Origin of the sequence: Caballeronia sp. LZ024 (assembly GCF_031451455.1) — a bacterium.
Classification (GTDB): Bacteria; Pseudomonadota; Gammaproteobacteria; order Burkholderiales; family Burkholderiaceae; genus Caballeronia; species Caballeronia telluris.
This window is the reverse complement of record NZ_JARUXL010000001.1, coordinates 821344-841921: the sequence shown is the minus strand read 5'-3', so window position 1 is coordinate 841921 and position 20578 is coordinate 821344. Positions and strand designations below refer to the sequence as shown.

Sequence of the window (20578 nt, the reverse complement as noted above, 5' to 3'; positions counted from 1 at the left end):
TACAGTATCCGGAGACGTTGCACCATGACTCAAACCGCCTACCGCGCCCAGCTTCTGACCTTCCGCGACGACCCCGCGCACGCCGCCGACGGCGCGGTCTTCGATGAAGACGGCCTCCTGATCGTCGAGGACGGCCGCGTGGTCGCGGCAGGCGCCTATTCGGCATTGAAGACGCGCCTTGCGCCCGATGCGACCGTGAAGACGATGCGCGACAAGCTGATCGTGCCGGGCTTCATCGATTCGCACATCCACTATCCGCAGACGGACATGATCGCGTCGCCGGCGCCGGGGCTTCTGCCGTGGCTCAACACGTACACGTTCCCGACCGAGCGCGCGTTCGCCGATCCGGCGCACGCGCGGCAGACGGCGCGCTTCTTCCTCGACGAACTGCTTTCATGCGGCACGACGACCGCGCTCGTGTACTGCACGGTGCACAAGGAATCCGCCGACGCGTTCTTCGCCGAGAGCGAGTCGCGCAACCTGCGCATGGTCGCGGGCAAGGTGCTGATGGACCGCAACTGCCCCGAGTTCCTGCGCGACACGGCGCAATCCGGTTACGACGACAGCGCCGAGCTGATCGCGCGCTGGCACAACCGCGGACGCCAGCAGTACGCGCTGACGCCGCGCTTCGCGCCGACCTCGACGGAAGCGCAACTCGAAGCGTGCGGCGTGCTCGCGCGCGCGCACGAGGACGTGTTCATCCAGAGTCACGTCGCGGAGAACACCGACGAGATCAAGTGGGTCGAAAGCCTCTTTCCGGGCCACCGCAGCTATCTCGACATCTACGATCACTACAGCCTCTTGCGGCGTCGCGCGGTGTACGGCCACTGCATCTATCTCGACGACGCCGACCGCCAGCGCATGGCCGAAACGGGCGCGGTGGCATCGCACTGTCCGACGTCGAATCTCTTTCTCGGCAGCGGTCTCTTCGACTTCGACAAGGCCGGCGCGGCAAACATGCCGGTCGCGCTCGCGACGGACGTCGGCGGCGGGACGTCGTTCTCGATGCTGCAGACGATGAACGAAGCGCACAAGGTCGCGCGCCTCACGGGCCATCACCTCACCGCGACGCGCATGTTCTGGCTCTCGACGACGGGCGCGGCGAAGGTGCTCGATCTCGACGACCGTATCGGTACGCTCGCGCCGGGCAGCGAAGCGGACTTCGCGGTGCTCGATCCGGCCGGCACGCCGCTGCTCGCGCGCCGCACGTCGCGCGCGGAGTCGCTCGAAGAGTTGTTGTTCGCGTTCGCCTTGCTCGGCGACGATCGCGCGGTGTTCGAGACGTATGCGGCCGGGAATTGCGTGCATCGCAGGGATGCGCGACGGGCTTCTGCGCTGGAGCTTGCGGCTCAAGCGGCTTGAACCTCGCATCGCGGGAAATGGAAAAACGCCCTGGCAACAGGGCGTTTTTCGTCGGGGCCATCACTTCAGCACGCTTTTCAGCTTGCCGCTAAAGTCGAGTTTTCCGCCAGCCTCCGCGCGTCATGAAGCCACCCGCACGATCCGTTCGCCTGCTAGCGTCGACGCTCATCGCCATCTTGCCCGCGCTGTCGTACGCCCTTGCCCTCGACGCCCAACTCGACTGCAAATCGAACGCGCATGCATTCATCGCGCCCCTGCTGCAACAGCAGCTGATCGAAGAAAAACCCATGCGCGTCGAAAAGAACTCGGTCAATGCGTTTCGACCGGCGAAGGGCACCGAACTGAGCGCATACGACTTTCGCGTCTATGCGGTGGTCGGCTATCAGAAGGACGATCCGATTTTCAGGCAAGGCACCGGCGAGCCCATTGCGGACTCGGCGTATGGCGCGGTCGTGGTCGGACTCGACAGCGCCGTGGAAGAGAAAGTGCGCGCGGCGGGCAGCGACGCCGTGGTGCATCACGTCGCGCCCTTCATCACCGCGATCTTCTGCAAGCAGGACTAGCGCGAAAGATGCGCCTGCAGCCGCGCGCGCACGTCTTCCGGCGTGATCGACGGGCGCGGCAGGTCGCCGGGCGTCCCGGTCCTGATCGACAGCCGCGCGAACCGCACACCGCCGACGTCCTTCGCTTCGAATAGACGGTCGATCACGCCGATGTCGTCGCCGTCGAGCGCGAGCGCGTAGCCGCACGCCGAGGCGATCGACGCGAAATCGACGCCGCGCGATACCGTCGCCTGCCCGCCCGTCGATTCGTGCGCGCCGTTGTCGAGCAGCAGATGAACGAGGTTCGCGGGACCGTATGCGCCGAGCGTCGCGAAGACGCCCATGCGCATGAGCGCGGCGCCGTCGCCGTCGAGCGCGACCACGCGCAGGTCGGGGCGCGACAGTGCGAGGCCGAGCGCCATCGGCGTGACGCAGCCCATCGAGCCGACCAGATACAACTGATTCTCGCGATCGTCGATGGCGTAGAGTTCGCGCCCGCAGAAGCCCGTCGACGCGAGCACGACGGTGGAGTCGAGCGGCGTCTTGGCGATCACGCGCTGCAAGGCGTCGTGACGCGAGACGCGCTCGCCTTCGAAGCGCTCGACTTGCGCACGCTCCGCACGTTCATGCACGCCCGCGAGGCCGGTCTTTTTCAACGCATACGGCGCGACGCTGCCCTTCTGCATCACGAGCGCGTAAGGACGACCCGTGCGGTCCAAGTGCGCCGTCGCGCGGTCGAGCGCCGGACCGATCGCGTCGGCTTCCGTCGGGAACAGCTCCCACGGGATTTCCATCGTGTCGAGCATGGCCGGCGTGACAGGGCCCATCAGCGCGTGCTGCGGCTCGTCGGCGACGCCCGGCTGGCCGCGCCACGTCACGATCAGCAATTCCGGCAGACGAAACGTCCAGGTGAGCGACGTCAGCGGACTCACCGCGTTGCCGAGACCGGAGTTCTGCATCATCGCGATGCCGCGCCGGCCCTTGTGTTCGCCCGACGCGCCGAGCGCGACGCCCGCGATCAGCGCGACGGCATCGCCCTCGTTCGCCGCCGAGACGTAATGCAACGACTCGTCCTGCAGCACGTAGTTGATGAACGGCGTGAGAAACGAACACGGCACGCCGGCATACCAGTCGAAGCCGCGCTCGCGCGCCGCTTCGACGAACTGGGCAGCCTCAATCACGCGCACCCTCCGCCGGTGCCGCGCCGCCCGTTCCATACGGCGACTGCGCGTGCGCGAAGTCGCCCGCGCGGCGGAAGTCGTCGAGATCGTTGACGCCGCGCCAGTGCCCGTGCACGTACTGCACTTCGATCTTTTCGCCCGCCTCGACGAGCGCGTTGAGCAAGGCGGCCATGTCGAGCTTGCCGAAGTCCTCGCGTTGCTGGAGCCGCGCGAGCGTCGCAAGCAGACGCTCGCGTGCATCGCCGCGCACGTTCAAAAGGCCCATCCAGCGGCCCTGCGGGGCGCGGGCGTTGCTTGCTTCGCCTGCCGCGCTCGTCACGCTTTCGAGCCACACTTTCTGGCCGAAGAGCGCGCGGTCGTCGGCGGTGGAGCAATACGCGAAGTCCGTAGCGGATGCGCCTGCCTGCGGCGACTGCGACGAATCGACCACGACGCAGAAGTCGCTGTCCGATTCCACGAGATCGCGCAGGATGTAGCTGCGAAACAGCAAATCCCCGTAGGAGATGACCGTGTCGCCGGTGAAGGCCTTTGCGGCGCAGGCAAGCGACGCGAGTTCGCCCGTCTTGTCGTGCGCTTCGTTGACGACGAGCCGGATGCCCGACGTATCGATCGCGTCCGCGCGGTAGCCGCCGACCACGGTGATGTCGTTGATGCCTTCCTTCTTGAACGCCTCGACGAGATGGCGCAGAAGCGGCTTGCCCGCGACCGGCAGCATGACCTTCGGACGGTCGGCGGTGACGGCTTCGAGCCCCGCGCCGCGGCTCGCCGCGAGCACGACCGCGCTTCGCGCCGCACTCGACGCCGACAGATACACGCTCTCGGCCGCCGAATATTCGTCGGCGTCTTGCAGACGGAAGATTTCGTTGACCGCCGCGATGCGGTCTTCCACGTTCACGAGCGTCTCGCTTTCGTGGATCTCCTTCGCGATCGCCTGCATCGCGGAAGTCGCGCCGCGAATCAGGTGATTCGCCCAGATCACGGTGCTGATGCCTGCTTGCCGGAAGGCGTCGGTCGGCGTGCTGTAGTACTTCGTCGGCACGATGACGAGCGGCCCGCGCCCCGCCCATTCGCGCGCGAACGTAAGGATCTCGTCGGGCTTCGAGAGCTTGCTGTGGATCAGGATCGCGTCGGCGCCCGCCTGACGGTAGGCTTCCGCGCGACGCAGCGCCTCGTCCATGCCCCAGCCCGCGATCAGCGCCTCGACGCGCGCGACGATCGAAAAATTCGGATCGCTCTGCGAATCCTTGCCGGCCTTGATCTTGCCGCAGAATTCGTCGATATCGGCGAGCGGCTGCGCTTCGCCGTTGATGAAGCTGTTGGTCTTCGGGAACTGCTTGTCCTCGATGCAAACGCCCGCGATCCCGCGCTGCTCCAGCTTCTTCACGAGCCGACGCACGTTGTTGAAGTTGCCGTAGCCGGTGTCGCCGTCGAGCAGGATTGGCAGGTCGCTTGCGTCGGCCATGAATTCGAGCATGTCGACGACCTGCGTCCAGCTCGCTTCGTTGTTGTCGCGCACGCCGAACTGCGCGGAGATCGCGAGGCCCGAGCCCCAGATCGCCTTGAAGCCCGCTTCCTTCACGATGCGCGCCGACAAGCCGTTGTGCGCCTCCATCATGAATTCAAGGCGATTGCTTTGCAGCATCTCGCGCAGGCGCATCGTGCGCGAGAATCCGGCGGGAAGGTGTCCTGGTGCGTTCATCGCAATACTCCGGCTAGCTGGTTCAATTGCGGCAACACTTCGTCGGCTGCGCGCTTCACGTCGTTCTGAAAGTCGATTTCGATCCACGGCGCGCCGGTCACATCGGCGATGTCGAAGGTCTGGCTGCGTTCCTGCAGCAGATCGCGCACCGCTTCTTCGTGCGGCAGGTTCGCGCGGCCGGTCGCCACGTAATCCGCGACGATTTCCGCAAGGCGGCGCGCCGCGCGCTCGTCGAAACGGAAGAAGCCGACCGATTCGCCGATCGTGTCGAATTTCAGGCCCGCCACCACCTGCTTGCGCAATTCGACCGGCACGCCGTCATCGACGCACAGCTTCACGGGCTCGTCGCCCGCTTCGAAGTCGCGGTCGATCAGCAAGCGGTTGACGTGCGCCTGCGGGTTCGCCACGAGCGGATCGAGCACGCGTTCGTCGTAGAGCACGTCGGCGTCCATCAGGAGCACGTCGCCGCCGCGTGTGAGCGCTTCGGCCGCGGTGTGCACGGACAGCACGCTGCCGAGCGAGAACGCCTGGTTCACGACGACTTCGGTGGAGGGTTTCCAGTCGATCGAATCCAGTTCGGCCTCGACCATCTCATGCTTGAAACCGAGCACGAACACGATCTCGCCGACGCCCGCCGCCTTCAGCAATTGCAGATGGCGTTCGAGCAGCGACACATCGCCGAAACGCAACAGGCATTTCGGCTTTTGCTGCCCCTCCGGCTGGACGAGGCGCAAGCCCATCCCGGCCGCAAGAATAATTGCGCGCATTGTTCTTATCCCTTCGAGGATGATTCAGTCGATCTCCGGCACGCGCGCGAGACGCCGACGCTGCCAGCCCTTTTCAACGAAATGCAGATAGACGATGCCCGGCACGCCGAGCAGCAACTCTCGCGCGCGTTTCGCGAGCGAGAGCGCGAGCGCCGCTTCCGGCGGGAGGCCGACGAGCCGCGCGAGCAAAAGGTAGCCGCCCTCCTGCACGCCGAGCGAACCGGGAATCGCGAAAGCCGCGCCGCGGATCGCCTGGCCGAGGCTTTCGAGGATCAGCGCGTCCGTCCAGTCGACCGGATGGCCGATGAGACGCAACGCGAGCCACACTTCCCCCGTGCCGACAATCCAGCCGACGAAGCTGAGCGCAAAGCTCGCCGCGACCTTGCCGCGCTCGCGATACATCTCGTGGACGGCGGCATCGACCGCTTCGGCGCGCGTGACGAGCGACGACCAGTCACGCTTCGCGGAGAAGCGCGCGGCAACCAAGGACGCAAAACGCATCGCGCGGCCGAAGAGCCCGCGCCGCTGCGCGAGATAAAAGCCGAAGATCATCGCGCCGATCACGACGATCACGATCAGCACGGCGTTGCGCACGCCCGTGCCCGACCCGCTGCCGAGCAGCGCGACGCCGATCAGCGCGAACAGCAGTTGCGCGATGGTCTGCATCGTCGTGCTGACGGTGATGACGGCGGCGGCATCGCGCGCGCGCATGCCGCGCTGCGCGAGATAGCGGACCATCAGCATCGGACCGCCGATCTGTCCGGCGGGCATCAGGCTATTGACCGACTCGCCGCTCCAGCGCGCGAGCACGGCGTCGCGCAAGGTCACGTCGCGATCGCGCTGGCCGAACAGCACGCTGATCGCGCCCGCGTCGAGCACGACCGGCAGAAGGTGAAACGCCGCCACCGCGACGAGGCCCCAGCCGGCCGCCGCGAGCGTCGACGCCACCGAGCCGAAACCTTGCCAGCCGATCAGCGCGATGAACAACACCACGCCGATCGACAGCAGGACGGTGCCGGCGCGGCTCATGCGCTTCCGTTCTTGCCGGCTTTGCGGCGAAAGACCTGCCCGAAGCCGAAATAGGCGATCGAATCCTTCATGTTCGAGATGAAGCGCTGCCACGGCCGCATGTTCGGATTCGTCACGTATTCGAACGTGAGCGAGACGCGCATTTCGTTCGCGCCGAGCGGCGTGATGCGATGACGCAGCTTGTCGCCGTCGAAGAGGACGAGCGCGCCCGGCGGATATTGCACGGAGCCCGGTTCGTCGGGCACCTCGGGATTGCGCGTGTGCAGTTCGTAATCGAGCCGGCAGGACGAATCGTCGATCACGCCGAGCAGCATCGTGTAGCGGCGCCCTTCGTAATAAGACGTGTCGTAATGCCAGCCGATATGGTCGCCCGGGCGCGTGTAGAAATAGAGCGCGTAGGCGTGCGGATCGTCGGCGGGCGAGAGTTGCAGCTTGTCGCCGCTGATCGTTTCGAGCCACTTGATGAGCGCGTCGGAGCGGTACAGATCGGCGATGAACGGCGCGAGCCGGTCGATCGCATGGCGGCTGACGCTGCCGCCTTGCTTATGCCCCGGAAGGTAATTGCGGTTCACGGCCGGCGTCAAGGCGTGGACGGCGTCGATCAGCCGCTCGGTGTAATCGCGCGGCAGGAAGTCTTCCAGATAGAGAAAGCTGCCTTGCTTGTCGAAGGATTCGTGCAGTTGCGCGGTTTGAAGCGCACGCAGGCGCGCATCGAGCGTCGCATCGATTTCACGCGCGGTGGGTGTCGCGATCCGTGCCGCGGGCGGGCGCGCGGCGCTTCGACCCAGGGTTTGCGTCGGCGGATTGGCTGCTTGATTCATCGTGCTGTCTGAAAGTCCTTGCCGTCGGTGTTCTTCGCATGCGCCGCGCCCTGCATGCGAAGGGCCGCCCGACGCATCACGCGCTGATGATCGACTGCGACCCACGCGGCGAAGAGCGGCGCGCCGATCGAGGCGGCGATCAGGAACGGCGTCATGCCGTTCACGACGGTGATGAGGGGAAGAAGATAAAGCACGTCTTCGGTTTCGAAACCGGCCATCGACGCCTGTTTGGTGCCGTCCTTGCCGACCATCGACTCGATGCGCATGCGCAAATAGAAGATCAGCGCGACGGCAACGCCCGCGATGCCGCCGAGCCATTGCGCCGGCACGATCATCGACGGATGATGCACGCCGACGTAGAAACCGAGTCCGAGGAAGAGCAGCACGGTCACGAGCGCGTCGGAGGCGAGATCGTAAAAATGACCGACCTTGCTCGATTGTCCGCTGATGCGCGCGAGTTCGCCGTCGGTGTGGTCGACGAAATTGGACAACGCGATCAGCAGTGCGCCGAGCGTGCAGAACCAGAACTGCCCGAGCGACAGATAATAGGCGCCGGCCAGGCCGATCAGAAGACGCAGCGTGGTGAGATGGTTCGGTGTAACCGGGGTGCCGACGAGCGGAGTGACCAAGCGGCGGGCAAGCCGCGCGTCCCATGTAGCGGGCGCCGGGATGGCTTTAGGCTGGGTCGGACTTGATTTTGTCATGAACGCGAATATATCCCGATTCCGGCGGGCGTGCATATTCGCAAAGGGCACGGTGGACGCGCTTCGCCACGTGCCGGAAGCGCTCGCGCCGGGCTTCAAATGAGCCAGGGATTATGGCAGCCGGACGGCGCCGCGTCCTTGCCCGGCGGCAAAAATTACGGACAGCACGCTTGCACGCTCGCTCGCGCCCTTACTCGACCGCTTTCGGCGCGGGCGCACCGCTGCCGGGCACGACCGTGCGTTCGTTGGCGCCGGCCACGGCTTCGTTCGTCGCGCCGCCACTGCCGTCGATCGGAATCCTCACTGTGCGCACGGTACCGTTGCCGAGCGGGAAATCGGCGAGCGCGCTCTGGATCAGATAAGGCATCGCGCGAATCAGCGACGCTTCGCCGCCCGAGTTCATCGCCGTCACCTTATAGACCTCGCGTCCGCTCATGCGATCGGTCATGCGGATCTGCAACGCGTGCACGTAGATCGGATAGGTTTGATCGACGTAGCTCGCCGGACCCGGCCCCCACGGCCCGTAAGGTCCCCAGCCGCCCCACGGTCCCCAGAACGGCCGCCCGTAAGGGCCGTACATCGGCCACGGATCGTAATAGACGGGCTGGCGCACCGTCATGAGGTCGCCGCGGATCGAATAGGCGAGTTCCACCTTGTAGCGCGCGCTCGCCTCGGGCACGGCACGGAACGAATACTTCGACAGCTCGTTGGCCGCCTGCGCCTCATACGTCGACTGCTCGATGCTGTTCTGCTGCTCGGGCGAGCGCGCGAACGCATAGGTACGGGTTGCATCGCTGCCCGTCCAGTCCGAGAAGGCCGTGACCTGCGTCTGGACGTAGGTCGTGCAGCCGGCGAGCCAGAGCGCGCAAAGCGCCAGCGCGGCGCGAACCACACTCGTCCAGCGATCGAACCTCATGGTCGTCCTCATGTCGATGTCTGCGTTCTTTAGTTATAGGAAGTGTTGCGACGTCCCGCACGCCGCCGAGCGTCTGCTGAAGATACAGACCACGGTCCGTCCCCGAAAGTTCTTCGTTGGCCGTTCGGCCGATCCCCGGCCGGACCCATGATCGGCCGAGGCTTTGTACAATGGTCCGCACCAAAGTCGCCAACAGGCGCCGCCATTCACCTTTACAGAGCCGCCATGTCCAATTCGACCGAATCCGCGACTGCATCCGCGACCGCCCCTGCCGTGATACGCCGCGCAGACTACGCGCCGCCCTCGTTCCTCATCGATTCCGTCGCGCTCGAGTTCGATCTCGTACCCGAGCGCACGCTCGTCAAGAGCACGCTGCGCGTGCGCCGCAACCCGGACGCGCTCGCCGGCGGCCATCCCGCGCCCCGCCTCGTCCTGACGGGCGAGCAGCTCGAATTCGTGCGCGCGTCGGTGGACGGCCGCCCGCACGAAGACGTCCGCCCTAGTGATAACGAACTGTCGATCGGCTCTATTCCCGACGAATTCACGCTCGAAATCGAAAATATCTGCAATCCGGCCGCGAACACCACGCTTTCGGGACTTTATGTGTCGAGTGGCAACTTCTTTACGCAGTGCGAGGCGGAAGGCTTTCGCCGCATCACGTATTTTCTCGACCGGCCGGACGTGATGTCCACCTACACGGTGACGCTGCGCGCGGACAAGGCGGCGTATCCGGTGCTGCTCTCGAACGGCAACCTGATCGAGGAAGGCGACCTGCCCGACGGCCGCCACTTCGCGAAATGGGAAGATCCGTTCAAGAAGCCGAGCTATCTGTTCGCGCTCGTCGCGGGCAAGCTGGTGGCGCTCGAGGAGCGGATCAAGAGCGGTTCGGGCAAGGACAAGCTGCTGCAGGTGTGGGTCGAGCCGCACGATCTCGACAAGACGCGCCACGCGATGGATTCGCTGATCCATTCGATCCGCTGGGACGAAAAGCGCTTCGGCCTGGAACTGGATCTCGACCGTTTCATGATCGTCGCGGTGAGCGACTTCAACATGGGCGCGATGGAGAACAAGGGGCTCAACATCTTCAACACGAAATACGTGCTGGCGAACCCCGAAACCGCGACCGATACCGACTTTTTCAACATCGAATCGGTGGTCGGCCACGAATATTTCCACAACTGGACGGGCAACCGCGTCACCTGCCGCGACTGGTTCCAGTTGAGCCTGAAAGAAGGCCTCACGGTTTTCCGCGACCAGGAATTCTCCGCCGACATGGCCGCCGGCGACTCGCCCGGCGCCGCGAGCGAAGCGGCGCGCGCGACGCGGCGCATCGAGGACGTGCGCGTGCTGCGCCAGATGCAGTTCGCCGAGGACGCCGGCCCGATGGCGCATCCGGTCCGGCCGGAGAGTTACGTCGAGATCAACAATTTCTACACGATGACCGTCTATGAGAAAGGATCGGAAGTCGTGCGGATGTATCAGACGCTTTTCGGACGCGATGGATTCCGGCGCGGGATGGACCTGTATTTCGAGCGGCACGACGGCCAGGCCGTGACCTGCGACGACTTCCGCCACGCGATGGCCGACGCGAACAACCGCGATCTCGCGCAGTACGAACGCTGGTACAGCCAGGCGGGCACGCCGCGCGTGACCGTGCGCACCGCCTACGACGCCGCCGCGAAGCGCTACACCGTGACGCTCGCGCAAGGCTACGGCGACGCATCGGAAGCGGCGCGCGCTACACAACAGGGACCGCTCCTGATTCCGTTCGCGATCGGACTGATCGGCGGAAAAGGTTCGGACTTGCCGCTTCAGCTCGACGGCGAAAAAGAGCCGCAAGGCACGACGCGCGTGCTGGAACTGACCGAGCGCGAACAATCCTTTACCTTCGTCGACGTCGCCGAAAAGCCGTTGCCGTCGCTGCTGCGCAATTTTTCGGCGCCGGTGATCGTCGAATACGACTACACGAACGAGCAACTGGCCTTCCTGCTCGCGAACGACAGCGATCCATTCAATCGCTGGGAAGCCGGCCAGCGGCTCGCGACACGCGAATTGCTTGCGCTCGCCGCGCGTGCAGCCAAGGGCGAGACGCTCGCGCTGGACGATCAGGTCGTCGCGGCCTTCGAACAGGTGCTCGACGACCCGTCGCTGTCGCCCGCGTTCCGCGAACTGGCGCTGATGCTGCCGTCGGAGAGCTATCTCGCCGAGCAGATGGCCGTCTCCGATCCGGCGGCGGTCCACGCGGCGCGCGTGTTCGTCAGCCGCCGGCTCGCGAGCGCCCTGCGCCACAAGTGGCTCGCGATCTACGAAGCGAACCGCACGCCGGGCGAATACCGTCCGACACCGGAAGACGCCGGCAAGCGCGGCCTCAAGAATCTCGCCCTCGCCTACCTCAGCCAGCTCGACGATCCCGCCGACGCGGTGCGTCTCGCACGCGCGCAATACGACGGCGCGGACAACATGACGGACCGCTCCGCGGCGCTTTCGGCACTTCTGACGGCGAGCGCATCGCCGAACGGCGAGGCGTCGGCCGCCGACGCCGCGCTCGCCGATTTCTACCAGCGCTTCGACGACGAGGCCCTCGTGATCGACAAATGGTTTGCCCTGCAAGCGACCCAGCGCGGCGGCCCGCACCGCAAGGTGATCGAGATTGTGCGCAAGCTGATGCAGCATCCGGCGTTCACGCTGAAGAATCCGAACCGCGCACGATCGCTGATTTTCAGTTTCTGCAGCGGCAATCCGGCCCAGTTCCACGCCGCCGACGGCTCCGGCTACGCGTTCTGGGCGGAACAGGTCATCGCGCTCGATTCGCTCAATCCGCAGGTCGCGGCTCGCCTCGCTCGCGGACTGGAACTGTGGCGCCGCTTCACGCCGGCGTTGCGCGAGAAGATGCACGGCGCATTGACCGAAGTCGCGTCGAAAGTGAAGTCGCGCGATGTGCGGGAGATCGTGGAAAAGGCACTCGCCTGATCCGGCACTTTACGTCCTGCGCGAACCGGCCGGTTTGCGCAGGCGAATGATCCGGCGCGCATGGCGCCGACGCGGACGTTTCCTCCGTGGCACGGGGCCGAAGTCCCGAGCGGGTAGAATCGGGGAATTCGTCAAACGCTCGTGGAGCCAAGCATGTCCATATCTCGTCGCACTACGCTGACCAAGTATCTGATCGAGCAGCAGCGCGAACACCAGAACCTTCCCGCCGACCTGCGTCTTCTGATCGAAGTCGTCGCGCGGGCCTGCAAGCAGATCAGCTATCAGGTGAGCAAGGGTGCGCTCGGCGATGCGCTCGGCAGCGCCGGCAGCGAAAACGTGCAGGGCGAAGTCCAGAAGAAGCTCGACATTCTTTCGAACGAAATCCTGCTCGACGCCAACGAGTGGGGCGGCAATCTGGCCGCGATGGCATCGGAGGAGATGGAAAAGATTTTCCCGATCCCGAACCGTTATCCGAAGGGCAATTATCTGCTGACGTTCGACCCGCTCGACGGTTCGTCGAACATCGACGTCAACGTGTCGATCGGCACGATCTTCTCGGTGCTGCGCTGCCCCGACGACACCGAACCGACGGAACAGGCGTTTCTGCAGCCAGGCGCGGCGCAGGTCGCGGCGGGCTACGCGGTGTATGGACCGCAAACGGTGCTGGTGCTGACGACGGGCAACGGCGTGAACTGCTTCACGCTCGATCGCGAACTGGGCTCGTGGGTGCTCACGCAAAGCGACATGCGGATTCCGGTCGAAACGCGCGAATACGCGATCAATGCGTCGAACAGCCGTCACTGGTATCCGCCGGTGCAGCAGTACGTCGACGAACTGAATCAAGGCAAGGATGGTCCGCGCAAGGACGATTTCAATATGCGCTGGATCGCGTCGATGGTCGCCGACGTGCATCGGATTTTGAACCGCGGCGGCATCTTCATGTATCCCGCCGACAAGCGCACGCCGGATCGGCCGGGCAAGTTGCGCCTGATGTACGAGGCGAACCCGATGGCTTTCATCGTCGAGCAGGCGGGCGGAGCGGCGACGAACGGCGAACAGCGCATTCTCGACATCCAGCCGCAGAACCTGCATGAACGCGTGCCGGTGTTCCTCGGATCGAAGAGCGAAGTGGATCGAGTGACCCGGTATCATCTCGAAAAGAAAATTTGATCGGGGTATTGCCAAAACCGGAAAAGAGTCTCTATAATCTCGTTTCTCTGATGCCGGAATAGCTCAGACGGTAGAGCAGCGCATTCGTAATGCGAAGGTCGGGGGTTCGATTCCTCTTTCCGGCACCAAGCTTCATACAAAAAACCCGCGTGGTCGCACACCACGCGGGTTTTTTCATTTTCGCCCTCAACGCCTTTTGCCGCCTGGCCTGCGCGTCGCCGAATCTGTGCACCGGATGTCGTCGAAGGATAAACGCATGGTGCTTTTAATACGCACGGTTCGTTGGGAACAGATGCGAATCGCGATTCCCTGCTCTATGTGCGTTTCCACACAAGTGAATAATTATTCCCCTTTGGGCGATATTACGTCAACGATGGTTTCCCGCTATCGTTATAAGTATGGAGTGAACGTTAAAGTACTATTGCAGCGCGTCACCGGTGGCGCCCGGGCCGTTCAACGCCAAGCGCCGCAACGCGGCGTCGCAGCACGCAAGGCGCACAAAGTACCGGCGTGCTGCAGAGAAAGCGGTAAACCAGTCGATTTTGATTTTGCAGGTGCGGATTTCACGAACGGTCATGCGCATATTTGAGATAGTCGGTTTTATCCGCTCGACCTCAAGTAATGCTGCAGCGTTCCGATAAAGCAACAAAGGAACTTGGAAATGTTCCTGCAGTGCAATCGGCTTTCGGGAAAACTGAGGCCGAGTCTGAAATCGAGCTACAAGGAGAGAAATCATGGACGCCAAGCCGACGAAAATCCCGACGCCCGACAAAGTGCGTTGTCCGGATCCGGAACCGGTCGGGGTTGAGTTCCTGGCTGCCGAACTGCCGGAGCACGTTCGCGCGTTTTTCGACGAGCAGCGCAATCTGCGCGAGTCGAAATAAACGTCGCTGACGGGAACGCCCGCCATCACCGCGCATTCGACGCACCGTGAAGGAACGCACTCGCGGACTTCGCGAATCCTCGTGGCTCGCGCCAGGCGTCGTTGCGCCTGATCGCGCCGACGACGCGCGACTCGGACGCGCGCCATGCGTAACCCTGCGCGGCTGGTAAACAGCTGGCAAACGGAACGCTGCGTTATGCTGGCGCTTTTCGCCGTCCGACCTGTCGCATGCATCCAACGTTTCGCTTCTTCGCCGCACTCCGATATCGCCGAGTCCGAGCCCTCGCCGCCCTCGCCTCCTTGTTGCTCGGTTGCATCGGCGCGGCTCACGCCGACGGCGACGACGCGCCACTCACGAGCCTCGTCGCGCTGACATCGCAACGACTCGCGCTCGCCGAGCCGGTCGCCCGCTGGAAGTGGGCGCGTCACGAACCCATCACCGATGAACCGCGCGAAGCCGCCCTGCTCGCGAGCGTCGAACAAAAGGCGCAGGCAGCGGGCGTCGATCCGGCGTTCGCACAGCGCTTTTTCCGCGATCAGATCGAGGCGAGCAAGGACGTGCAGAACGCGCTCTTTGCCAACTGGCGCGCCGCGCGCCCGCCCGAAGGATCGCCGCCCGATCTCGCCGCGGACACCCGCCCGAAGCTCGATCGCCTGACGCAGTCGCTGATGGCGGCGCTCGCGCGGGTCGAGCCGATTCGCCATGCCGACGATTGCCCGCTGCGGCTCGCCGACAGCGTCGCGCGCTGGAAGCACCTGACGCGCTACGACGCCGCGCTCAACGCGCCGTTGTCGCGCGCGCTGTCGCACGTCTGCGCGGCCGGCGGCGTCGGCGCGGTCGGGTAGAAAAAGCCTGAAAAATCACTCGACGGCGACCATCGCGGCGAGCGGCACGAACGCGAGACCGCGCGCGAGCCGTTCGCCGAGAATTCGATAAGTGGAGAGTTCAAAGCCCGTTGCCGGCGATTGCGCACGCAACGTCGCCGCATCGGCGAGCGTCACGGCGGAGCCGAAGTACTGCCACTGATCGACGACATGCCACGCGCGCAGACCCGTGGCCGGGTCGCGCTCCTCGATGGCGATCGGTCCCGGATAGGGCCAGACTGCGCCGCGTGCGTCGTCGCGCCGCTCGCGCACCGCGCGATTGTGCGGCGGCCGCAAGCGCGCCACCGAGTTCGCCTCGGCAAGCAACGCACCGATCTCGCCGCCCGTGGCCGTCCATTCGACGTGCCGCACGAGCGCCGCGAGCCGCAGGTCTTTCGCCGACCGGCGCGGGCCCGTCAGGTGCGAACGCACGCGCTGGCGCAAGCGCACGCTTCTGCCGACGAAAAGCGGCAGGTCGTTCTCGCCGTAAAACACATAGATGCCGCAGCCCGCCGGAATGCGCTCGATCGCGTCCTCGTCGATGTCGCCGGCGAGCCGGAAGCGTCGCGTGACTTTTTCCATATGTCCGCGCAACACGTCCGACGCATGCGCCCGGTGCAGGTGCTGCCAGAACTGCCAGAGCAGATCCGCGTCGGCGAGCGCGCGATGGCGCGCCGAAGGCACGAGCGCGTGCCGCTCGACGAGTGCGTCGAGACCGTGCCGCGTTTCCGACGGATAGACCGCGCGCGAGAGCTGGACCGTGCACAGCACGTCGGGCTGGAATTTCAACCCGACGCGCTTGAATTCGCCGCGCAGAAAGCCGTGATCGAAATGCGCGTTATGGGCGATGAACAGCCGGCCGTTCATCCGCTCGAAGAGATTCGCGGCGAGTTCGTCGAAGGTGGGCGCGTCGCGCACCATCGAGTCGGTGATGCCGGTCAGATTCTGAATGAACGACGGGATCGGCTTCAGCGGATTGACGAGCGTGCTCCACTGCGTCATGCCGGACGGACCCGCCTCCACGATACCGATTTCCGTGATGCGATCGATACCGAGCGAGCCGCCGGTCGTTTCGAGATCGACGAAAACGACGGGGTCTGCGGGAAAGTGATTGACGGGAAACGGAGGAAGAGCGTGCATCGTAATAATTGAGGGCGCGGCGTTCCGTGGACCCGATATGAACCGCCGGAACGCACGCGCGTAAAAGATGCGGACATTTTAGCCCAGACGCGCTATGTGGACGACTTCATCCGACTCCTGATCCTCAATTGCAGCCGTGGATTAGGCACATTAAAATCGGAATCCGACTCGGCATTTACCCCAATTTACGGATTGCACGTTTGCCACCGCGATTATCTCGCGGCGTTTAAACATGACGAAGCTGGACGAAAAAACCGATGCGAAAATATGAACGACGCCCGCGTGCAATACCGGCTTTCCCGGTTAACTAAAAAACCCCTTGCGAAAGCAAGGGGTTTCTCAAAGGCACCGAACCCGCTCGTGACTTAGAGCGCGCGGATGTTGGCAGCCTGCTTGCCCTTCGGTCCCGCCTTCGTTTCGAAAGACACGCGCTGGTTTTCCTTCAGCGACTTGAAGCCATCGGCACGGATCTCGGAGAAGTGCGCGAACAGGTCCTCGCCGCCAGAGTCGGACGTGATGAAGCCAAAGCCTTTAGCATCGTTGAACCATTTGACGATACCGGTTTCCATATACTCGATTCCCTCGGAAGTTTAATAAACGGGCGAACCCTTTAACGCCGCGTGTGTTCTAGCTGCTGGAATGAACACCAGCATATTAATTCACGGCCTCGCTTTTATATAAGGCGGCGCCGCGATCGTCAAGTCAATTTTTAATGACCGCGCGGTCGATTCAGCATTATTTGCGTAAAGCGCAAGGGCTCTTGCCTAATGAGTTACGTACATCAGACAGAGCGGGCGGAACGCACGGTATATCGGGTATTTCTTGCCATATCTGTAACAAGACATTTCTAATCGTAAGTGTTTACGCGTCTTGTTCGAATCGTGTCGGATCCGCAAACTGGAGTCGTAATTTGCAGACGAATCAGGAGTACCTGTGGTGATGACTGAACTCAAGCGCGCACTTCAGAAAATAATGTCGCTCGTGGCACCGGCGCCTTCTGAAACCAACGCGATCGCCCCGCTCGAATTCGATCCGGCCTGGCGTGGCGATCACTGGCAGAACCTTTTATCGTCGCCGATGGACGCGCGGCATTACGTGATGGAAGACTGGACCGTGCCGTTCCAATACGAAGCGGCGGACGCGCCAGCCGAGGTCGGCGCCGAGAAAAAGGCCGCCTGACCGGTTAGTGCGCAGATTCGATCGACGAAAAAAAAGCGCGACCGGAGAGTCGCGCTGACAAAGGTTTGGAGATCTTTTCCGTCAACGAAAAAGTCTGCTTCGGAAAGCAGAAACCGCAGTATAGCGACCGTCGTCGCAATAATTACCACCATAAACGGCAAACGACTATTGCGCTTATCTCAATAATCTTACTTTCGGATTATTCGCCTTGCGCGTCGCATTATTTTTGTCGTGAATGCGCAACGGCGAAAGGTTGACACCTCTTTCCAGCCAGTCTCGATTTCTCAAAAAGCCTTGTCGGTCAAGGCTTTGCGGCGATTTCTCGATCATTGCCGATCAAAGAATACTTTATTGCGGATTTCGGAATGTCTGCGCTGTAACCTCGTCTTTACACTTCGTGTGGTCCGGAAACAAATGTGTTTGAAACTGAACATATTGCTCGCCTGACAGCGCCTCTCGCAGCGCGTCGGAGGGAAGGTTTCCTTCAAGCCTGGGCTCACCGCCCATTCTGCTCTCGGAGTTACAAAGATGAAAAAGACTCTCATGGTCGCCGCCCTGACGGGCGTATTTGCTACCGCCGCTCACGCACAAAGCAGCGTCACGCTGTACGGCCTGATCGACGCGGGCATCACGTATACCAACAATCAGCAAGGCCACAGCAACTTCAAGGCGACGAGCGGTTCGGTCAACGGCAGCCGTTGGGGCTTGCGCGGCTCTGAAGACCTCGGCGGCGGTCTGAAGGCAATCTTCACGTTGGAAAACGGCTTCAGCATCATGAACGGCAACAACCTCCAGGGCGGCCGTGAGTTCGGTCGTCAGGCGTTTGTCGGTCTGTCGAGCCAGCAATTCGGCGCCGTGACGCTCGGTCGTCAGTATGATTCCGTCGTCGACTACCTCGGGCCGCTGGCTCTGACGGGCACGCAATACGGCGGCACGCAGTTCGCCCACCCGTTCGATAACGACAACCTCGACAACTCGTTCCGCGTGAACAACTCGGTCAAGTACACGAGCGCGAACTACGGCGGCTTCAAGTTCGGCGGCATGTACGGCTTCTCGAACGAAGCAGGCGGTTTCGCGGACAACCGCGCTTACAGCGTCGGCGCATCGTATAACTACGGCCCGTTGAACGTCGCTGCGGCATACATGCAGTTGAACAACGCGAACTCGGCGCTTGCCTTGACGACGAACGCAGGCGGTGCAATCTCGACGGACGCTCCGTTCTCCGCAGGCCGTCAGCGCACCTTCGGCGGCGGCATCAGCTACGCCTTCGGCCCGGCAACGGTCGGCTTCGTGTTCACGCAGACGATGCTGGACGATGCAACGCAAATCACGGCAGCCGGCACGGGCGGCGCGGCGATCGCCCTGACCGATCCGCACGTTCGCTTCACCAACTATGAAGTCAACGGCCGTTACAACCTGACGCCGGCTCTGAGCCTGGCAGGCGCGTACACGTACACGGACAGCCGTATCGACGGCGTGAAGCCGAAGTTCCACCAGGTCAGCCTGCAAACGGCCTACGCGCTGTCGAAGCGCACGGACGTGTATCTGCAAGGCGAATACCAGCACGTGACCGACACCGACGGTACGAACCTCGGCGCGACGATCACGGGTGTTGGCACGTCGTCGACGGAGAACCAGGTTTCGGCAACGGTCGGCATTCGTCACCGCTTCTAAGCCTTGTCTTAAGCCTCGACTGCAGTACCGATGTGCAAAGGCGCCGCTTGCGGCGCCTTTTTTTGTGCTTCGATGGCGGTGCGCCGTTCACGAACCGCGCGGATACCTGACATCGAGAATATCGATCTGCTGCACGCCCGCCGGCGTGTGCAACGCCACCGTGTCGCCGATCTTCGCCTTCAGGAGCGCACGCGCGATCGGCGAAATCCAGCTGACGTGCCCGACATCGAGATCGACCTCGTCGACACCGACGATCGTCACCGTATGCGACTCGCCGTCGTCGCCCGCGTAATCCACCGTTGCGCCAAAAAACACCTGATCGACGTTCTCCTGCTTGCTGCTGTCGACGACTTCCGCGAGATCGAGCCGCTTCGTCAGGAAACGGATCCGCCGGTCGATCTCGCGCAGGCGCCGCTTGCCGTAGATATAGTCGCCGTTTTCCGATCGATCCCCGTTCGATGCCGCCCACGAGAGCAGCTTCACGATGTCCGGACGCTCGACATCGAGCAGATGCAGCAGTTCGTCACGCAGCCGCCGATGCCCGGCCGGCGTGATGTAGTTCTTGGTGCCCGCGGGCACGTCCGGCTGGGCGAGATCGAGGTCGTCGTCCGTATCGTCCGATTCTTTGACAAATGCTTTGTTCATGGTGCAAACCGCTCAAAAAGTCCCGTGGGAAATGCGCGCAGGATTGGATCACGCCGATGTACAAGGTAACACGAAGGCCAACGAAAACCCGGCGAAAATGCCTTCCGGCTCTTCCTTTTTCAGACAGCTTTGTCTATAATCTCGCTTCTGCGTGCGGCTGTAGCTCAGTTGGATAGAGTACTTGGCTACGAACCAAGGGGTCGTGGGTTCGAATCCTGCCAGCCGCACCACTCTTTCAAGCGTATTTTCCTTCGGGAAGTCGTTTAATCAGCAAATCGCGCTTAACCACAAGCGCATCGAAGTATCGAGTAGTATCGGTTTTGCGTGCGGCTGTAGCTCAGTTGGATAGAGTACTTGGCTACGAACCAAGGGGTCGTGGGTTCGAATCCTGCCAGCCGCGCCACCTTTTGAAGGGCCTTCCATTCGGAAGGCCCTTTTTGTTTTGGCCTCGCGGTTTTGGCCTCGCGTTCGGGTTTATTGACGCGGCGCCGATCCGATATCGCCGATGCGCCCGTCCGGCGCCGGCATGTCCTCCACCGATGCCACCGCGCTCGGCTCGCCGATCGGTTCCGCGCGGCCGCCGAGCAGCGTCTGCGGGCGACGCAGGTATTCGTCGTCGACGGTGTCGCCGAACGTGTGGCGCACGAACGCGCGCAGCAACGCAATTCTGAGCGACACGCCCCGCCCTTCCACTTCGCCGCCGTCCTTGCCGAACGTCGCCGTGCAGATCACCTCGCCGCGTCCGTGGTCGCTCATTTCGAGCCGGCATGCCCGCTCCAGCACGACCGACGCGGCTTCCCACGACGCCGAAGGCAGGAAGCGGCCGTCCCACGGCTTGCCGCGATCGTTGCCGCGGATCGAGAGCGTCTCGCCGCTGTCGGTGAAGTGGATTTCGCGGATGAAGTCGTGCAGGCCGCGCGCGACCCAGTAGTCGAGCGCGGGACCTTCGAGATCGGATGTTTTCATGGTCGTGCCCTTGTGTACGTCGTGTTCGTTCAACGGGTACAGGCACGCAGGTTACGTTCCAGCGCC

General features: G+C 63.3%; 20 protein-coding genes and 3 tRNA genes. 12 read left to right on the top strand and 11 right to left on the bottom strand.

The genetic code is table 11. The features are described 5' to 3' along the window. The first annotated feature begins 24 nt into the window (after positions 1–24). The gene (gene guaD / locus QCE48_RS03760; RefSeq protein ID WP_309786031.1) at positions 25–1362 is read left to right on the top strand and encodes a guanine deaminase; all 1338 of its coding nucleotides are present in this window, start codon (positions 25–27) and stop codon (positions 1360–1362) included. A 122-nt stretch (positions 1363–1484) separates the two neighbouring features. Then, on the top strand, positions 1485–1925 hold the full coding sequence (locus tag QCE48_RS03755; protein ID WP_309786032.1) for a hypothetical protein: 441 nt from the start codon (positions 1485–1487) through the stop codon (positions 1923–1925). Here the strand turns inward: QCE48_RS03755 and aepY are convergent. The 7 genes from aepY to QCE48_RS03720 form a co-directional block, all read right to left on the bottom strand. Beyond that, a complete protein-coding gene (aepY, locus tag QCE48_RS03750) occupies positions 1922–3085 on the bottom strand; it encodes a phosphonopyruvate decarboxylase (RefSeq protein WP_309786035.1) in 1164 nt (387 codons plus the stop codon). The two genes, QCE48_RS03755 and aepY, sit on opposite strands and share 4 nt — an antisense overlap. Continuing rightward, positions 3078–4784 carry a phosphoenolpyruvate mutase gene (aepX, locus tag QCE48_RS03745; RefSeq protein ID WP_309786038.1) on the bottom strand — a complete coding sequence of 569 codons (1707 nt, stop codon included), beginning with the start codon at positions 4782–4784 and terminating at the stop codon, positions 3078–3080. Before aepX ends, aepY begins: the two co-directional genes overlap by 8 nt. After that, the gene (locus QCE48_RS03740) at positions 4781–5551 is read right to left on the bottom strand and encodes a phosphocholine cytidylyltransferase family protein (protein WP_309786040.1); all 771 of its coding nucleotides are present in this window, start codon (positions 5549–5551) and stop codon (positions 4781–4783) included. The genes aepX and QCE48_RS03740 overlap by 4 nt, the downstream gene beginning before the upstream one ends. A gap of 24 nt (positions 5552–5575) precedes the next feature. Next, complete coding sequence (locus tag QCE48_RS03735; protein ID WP_309786041.1) at positions 5576–6580, bottom strand: flippase-like domain-containing protein; 1005 nt, start codon at positions 6578–6580, stop codon at positions 5576–5578. Further along, complete coding sequence (locus tag QCE48_RS03730) at positions 6577–7401, bottom strand: 2OG-Fe(II) oxygenase (protein WP_309786042.1); 825 nt, start codon at positions 7399–7401, stop codon at positions 6577–6579. The genes QCE48_RS03735 and QCE48_RS03730 overlap by 4 nt, the downstream gene beginning before the upstream one ends. Continuing rightward, positions 7398–8105, bottom strand: a complete 708-nt coding sequence (locus QCE48_RS03725) for a CDP-alcohol phosphatidyltransferase family protein (protein ID WP_309786044.1) — start codon at positions 8103–8105, stop codon at positions 7398–7400. The genes QCE48_RS03730 and QCE48_RS03725 overlap by 4 nt, the downstream gene beginning before the upstream one ends. Positions 8106–8295: 190 nt before the next feature. Next, entirely contained in the window at positions 8296–9021 is a 726-nt protein-coding gene (locus tag QCE48_RS03720) for a DUF4136 domain-containing protein (RefSeq protein ID WP_309786045.1), read from the bottom strand. Between the two features lie 225 nt (positions 9022–9246). Here QCE48_RS03720 and pepN point away from each other — a divergent pair, with 225 nt between their 5' ends. The 6 genes from pepN (at position 9247) to QCE48_RS03690 (ending at position 14890) form a co-directional block, all read left to right on the top strand. Continuing rightward, the gene (gene pepN / locus QCE48_RS03715) at positions 9247–11991 is read left to right on the top strand and encodes an aminopeptidase N (RefSeq protein ID WP_309786046.1); all 2745 of its coding nucleotides are present in this window, start codon (positions 9247–9249) and stop codon (positions 11989–11991) included. 153 nt (positions 11992–12144) lie between these two features. Then, complete coding sequence (locus QCE48_RS03710; protein ID WP_309786048.1) at positions 12145–13161, top strand: class 1 fructose-bisphosphatase; 1017 nt, start codon at positions 12145–12147, stop codon at positions 13159–13161. A 52-nt stretch (positions 13162–13213) separates the two neighbouring features. Then, a tRNA-Thr gene (locus tag QCE48_RS03705) sits at positions 13214–13289 on the top strand. Positions 13290–13417: 128 nt separating this feature from the next. Next, on the top strand, positions 13418–13750 hold the full coding sequence (locus QCE48_RS03700; RefSeq protein ID WP_309786049.1) for a hypothetical protein: 333 nt from the start codon (positions 13418–13420) through the stop codon (positions 13748–13750). A gap of 145 nt (positions 13751–13895) precedes the next feature. Beyond that, positions 13896–14045 carry a hypothetical protein gene (locus QCE48_RS03695; protein WP_165829947.1) on the top strand — a complete coding sequence of 50 codons (150 nt, stop codon included), beginning with the start codon at positions 13896–13898 and terminating at the stop codon, positions 14043–14045. Positions 14046–14272: 227 nt separating this feature from the next. Beyond that, positions 14273–14890 carry a chorismate mutase gene (locus QCE48_RS03690; RefSeq protein WP_309786050.1) on the top strand — a complete coding sequence of 206 codons (618 nt, stop codon included), beginning with the start codon at positions 14273–14275 and terminating at the stop codon, positions 14888–14890. A 15-nt stretch (positions 14891–14905) separates the two neighbouring features. Here QCE48_RS03690 and QCE48_RS03685 read toward each other — a convergent pair whose 3' ends face one another. Further along, on the bottom strand, positions 14906–16048 hold the full coding sequence (locus tag QCE48_RS03685; RefSeq protein ID WP_309786052.1) for an exonuclease domain-containing protein: 1143 nt from the start codon (positions 16046–16048) through the stop codon (positions 14906–14908). 365 nt (positions 16049–16413) lie between these two features. Further along, positions 16414–16617, bottom strand: coding sequence for a cold-shock protein (locus QCE48_RS03680; protein WP_087655165.1), 204 nt, complete (start codon positions 16615–16617; stop codon positions 16414–16416). A 370-nt stretch (positions 16618–16987) separates the two neighbouring features. On the opposite strand from QCE48_RS03680, the gene QCE48_RS03675 reads away from it, so the two are divergent. Then, positions 16988–17227 (top strand): hypothetical protein, encoded by a 240-nt coding sequence (locus QCE48_RS03675; RefSeq protein WP_404982825.1) that lies wholly within the window; start codon positions 16988–16990, stop codon positions 17225–17227. A gap of 528 nt (positions 17228–17755) precedes the next feature. Beyond that, complete coding sequence (locus QCE48_RS03670; protein ID WP_309786055.1) at positions 17756–18901, top strand: porin; 1146 nt, start codon at positions 17756–17758, stop codon at positions 18899–18901. 87 nt (positions 18902–18988) lie between these two features. Here the strand turns inward: QCE48_RS03670 and greB are convergent, their stop codons facing one another. Continuing rightward, the gene (greB, locus tag QCE48_RS03665) at positions 18989–19546 is read right to left on the bottom strand and encodes a transcription elongation factor GreB (protein ID WP_309786057.1); all 558 of its coding nucleotides are present in this window, start codon (positions 19544–19546) and stop codon (positions 18989–18991) included. Positions 19547–19699: 153 nt separating this feature from the next. On the opposite strand from greB, the gene QCE48_RS03660 reads away from it, so the two are divergent. Next, positions 19700–19776: transfer RNA gene (locus tag QCE48_RS03660), tRNA-Arg, on the top strand. Positions 19777–19872: 96 nt separating this feature from the next. After that, positions 19873–19949 (top strand) — tRNA-Arg (locus QCE48_RS03655). A 71-nt stretch (positions 19950–20020) separates the two neighbouring features. Here the strand turns inward: QCE48_RS03655 and QCE48_RS03650 are convergent. Continuing rightward, positions 20021–20512: a phage protein NinX family protein gene (locus QCE48_RS03650; RefSeq protein ID WP_309786059.1), complete on the bottom strand. Its 492-nt coding sequence runs from the start codon at positions 20510–20512 to the stop codon at positions 20021–20023. Positions 20513–20578 lie beyond the last annotated feature (66 nt).

Bases quoted from the DNA above. Each gene is read 5' to 3' on its own strand.
- guaD (WP_309786031.1), top strand. From the start codon at position 25: ATGACTCAAACCGCCTACCGCGCCCAGCTTCTGACCTTCCGCGACGAC.
- QCE48_RS03755 (WP_309786032.1), top strand. From the start codon at position 1,485: ATGAAGCCACCCGCACGATCCGTTCGCCTGCTAGCGTCGACGCTCATC.
- aepX (WP_309786038.1), bottom strand. From the start codon at position 4,784: ATGAACGCACCAGGACACCTTCCCGCCGGATTCTCGCGCACGATGCGC.
- QCE48_RS03740 (WP_309786040.1), bottom strand. From the start codon at position 5,551: ATGCGCGCAATTATTCTTGCGGCCGGGATGGGCTTGCGCCTCGTCCAG.
- QCE48_RS03735 (WP_309786041.1), bottom strand. From the start codon at position 6,580: ATGAGCCGCGCCGGCACCGTCCTGCTGTCGATCGGCGTGGTGTTGTTC.
- QCE48_RS03730 (WP_309786042.1), bottom strand. From the start codon at position 7,401: ATGAATCAAGCAGCCAATCCGCCGACGCAAACCCTGGGTCGAAGCGCC.
- QCE48_RS03725 (WP_309786044.1), bottom strand. From the start codon at position 8,105: ATGACAAAATCAAGTCCGACCCAGCCTAAAGCCATCCCGGCGCCCGCT.
- QCE48_RS03720 (WP_309786045.1), bottom strand. From the start codon at position 9,021: ATGAGGTTCGATCGCTGGACGAGTGTGGTTCGCGCCGCGCTGGCGCTT.
- pepN (WP_309786046.1), top strand. From the start codon at position 9,247: ATGTCCAATTCGACCGAATCCGCGACTGCATCCGCGACCGCCCCTGCC.
- QCE48_RS03710 (WP_309786048.1), top strand. From the start codon at position 12,145: ATGTCCATATCTCGTCGCACTACGCTGACCAAGTATCTGATCGAGCAG.
- QCE48_RS03700 (WP_309786049.1), top strand. From the start codon at position 13,418: ATGGTGCTTTTAATACGCACGGTTCGTTGGGAACAGATGCGAATCGCG.
- QCE48_RS03695 (WP_165829947.1), top strand. From the start codon at position 13,896: ATGGACGCCAAGCCGACGAAAATCCCGACGCCCGACAAAGTGCGTTGT.
- QCE48_RS03690 (WP_309786050.1), top strand. From the start codon at position 14,273: ATGCATCCAACGTTTCGCTTCTTCGCCGCACTCCGATATCGCCGAGTC.
- QCE48_RS03685 (WP_309786052.1), bottom strand. From the start codon at position 16,048: ATGCACGCTCTTCCTCCGTTTCCCGTCAATCACTTTCCCGCAGACCCC.
- QCE48_RS03680 (WP_087655165.1), bottom strand. From the start codon at position 16,617: ATGGAAACCGGTATCGTCAAATGGTTCAACGATGCTAAAGGCTTTGGC.
- QCE48_RS03675 (WP_404982825.1), top strand. From the start codon at position 16,988: ATGACTGAACTCAAGCGCGCACTTCAGAAAATAATGTCGCTCGTGGCA.
- QCE48_RS03670 (WP_309786055.1), top strand. From the start codon at position 17,756: ATGAAAAAGACTCTCATGGTCGCCGCCCTGACGGGCGTATTTGCTACC.
- greB (WP_309786057.1), bottom strand. From the start codon at position 19,546: ATGAACAAAGCATTTGTCAAAGAATCGGACGATACGGACGACGACCTC.
- QCE48_RS03650 (WP_309786059.1), bottom strand. From the start codon at position 20,512: ATGAAAACATCCGATCTCGAAGGTCCCGCGCTCGACTACTGGGTCGCG.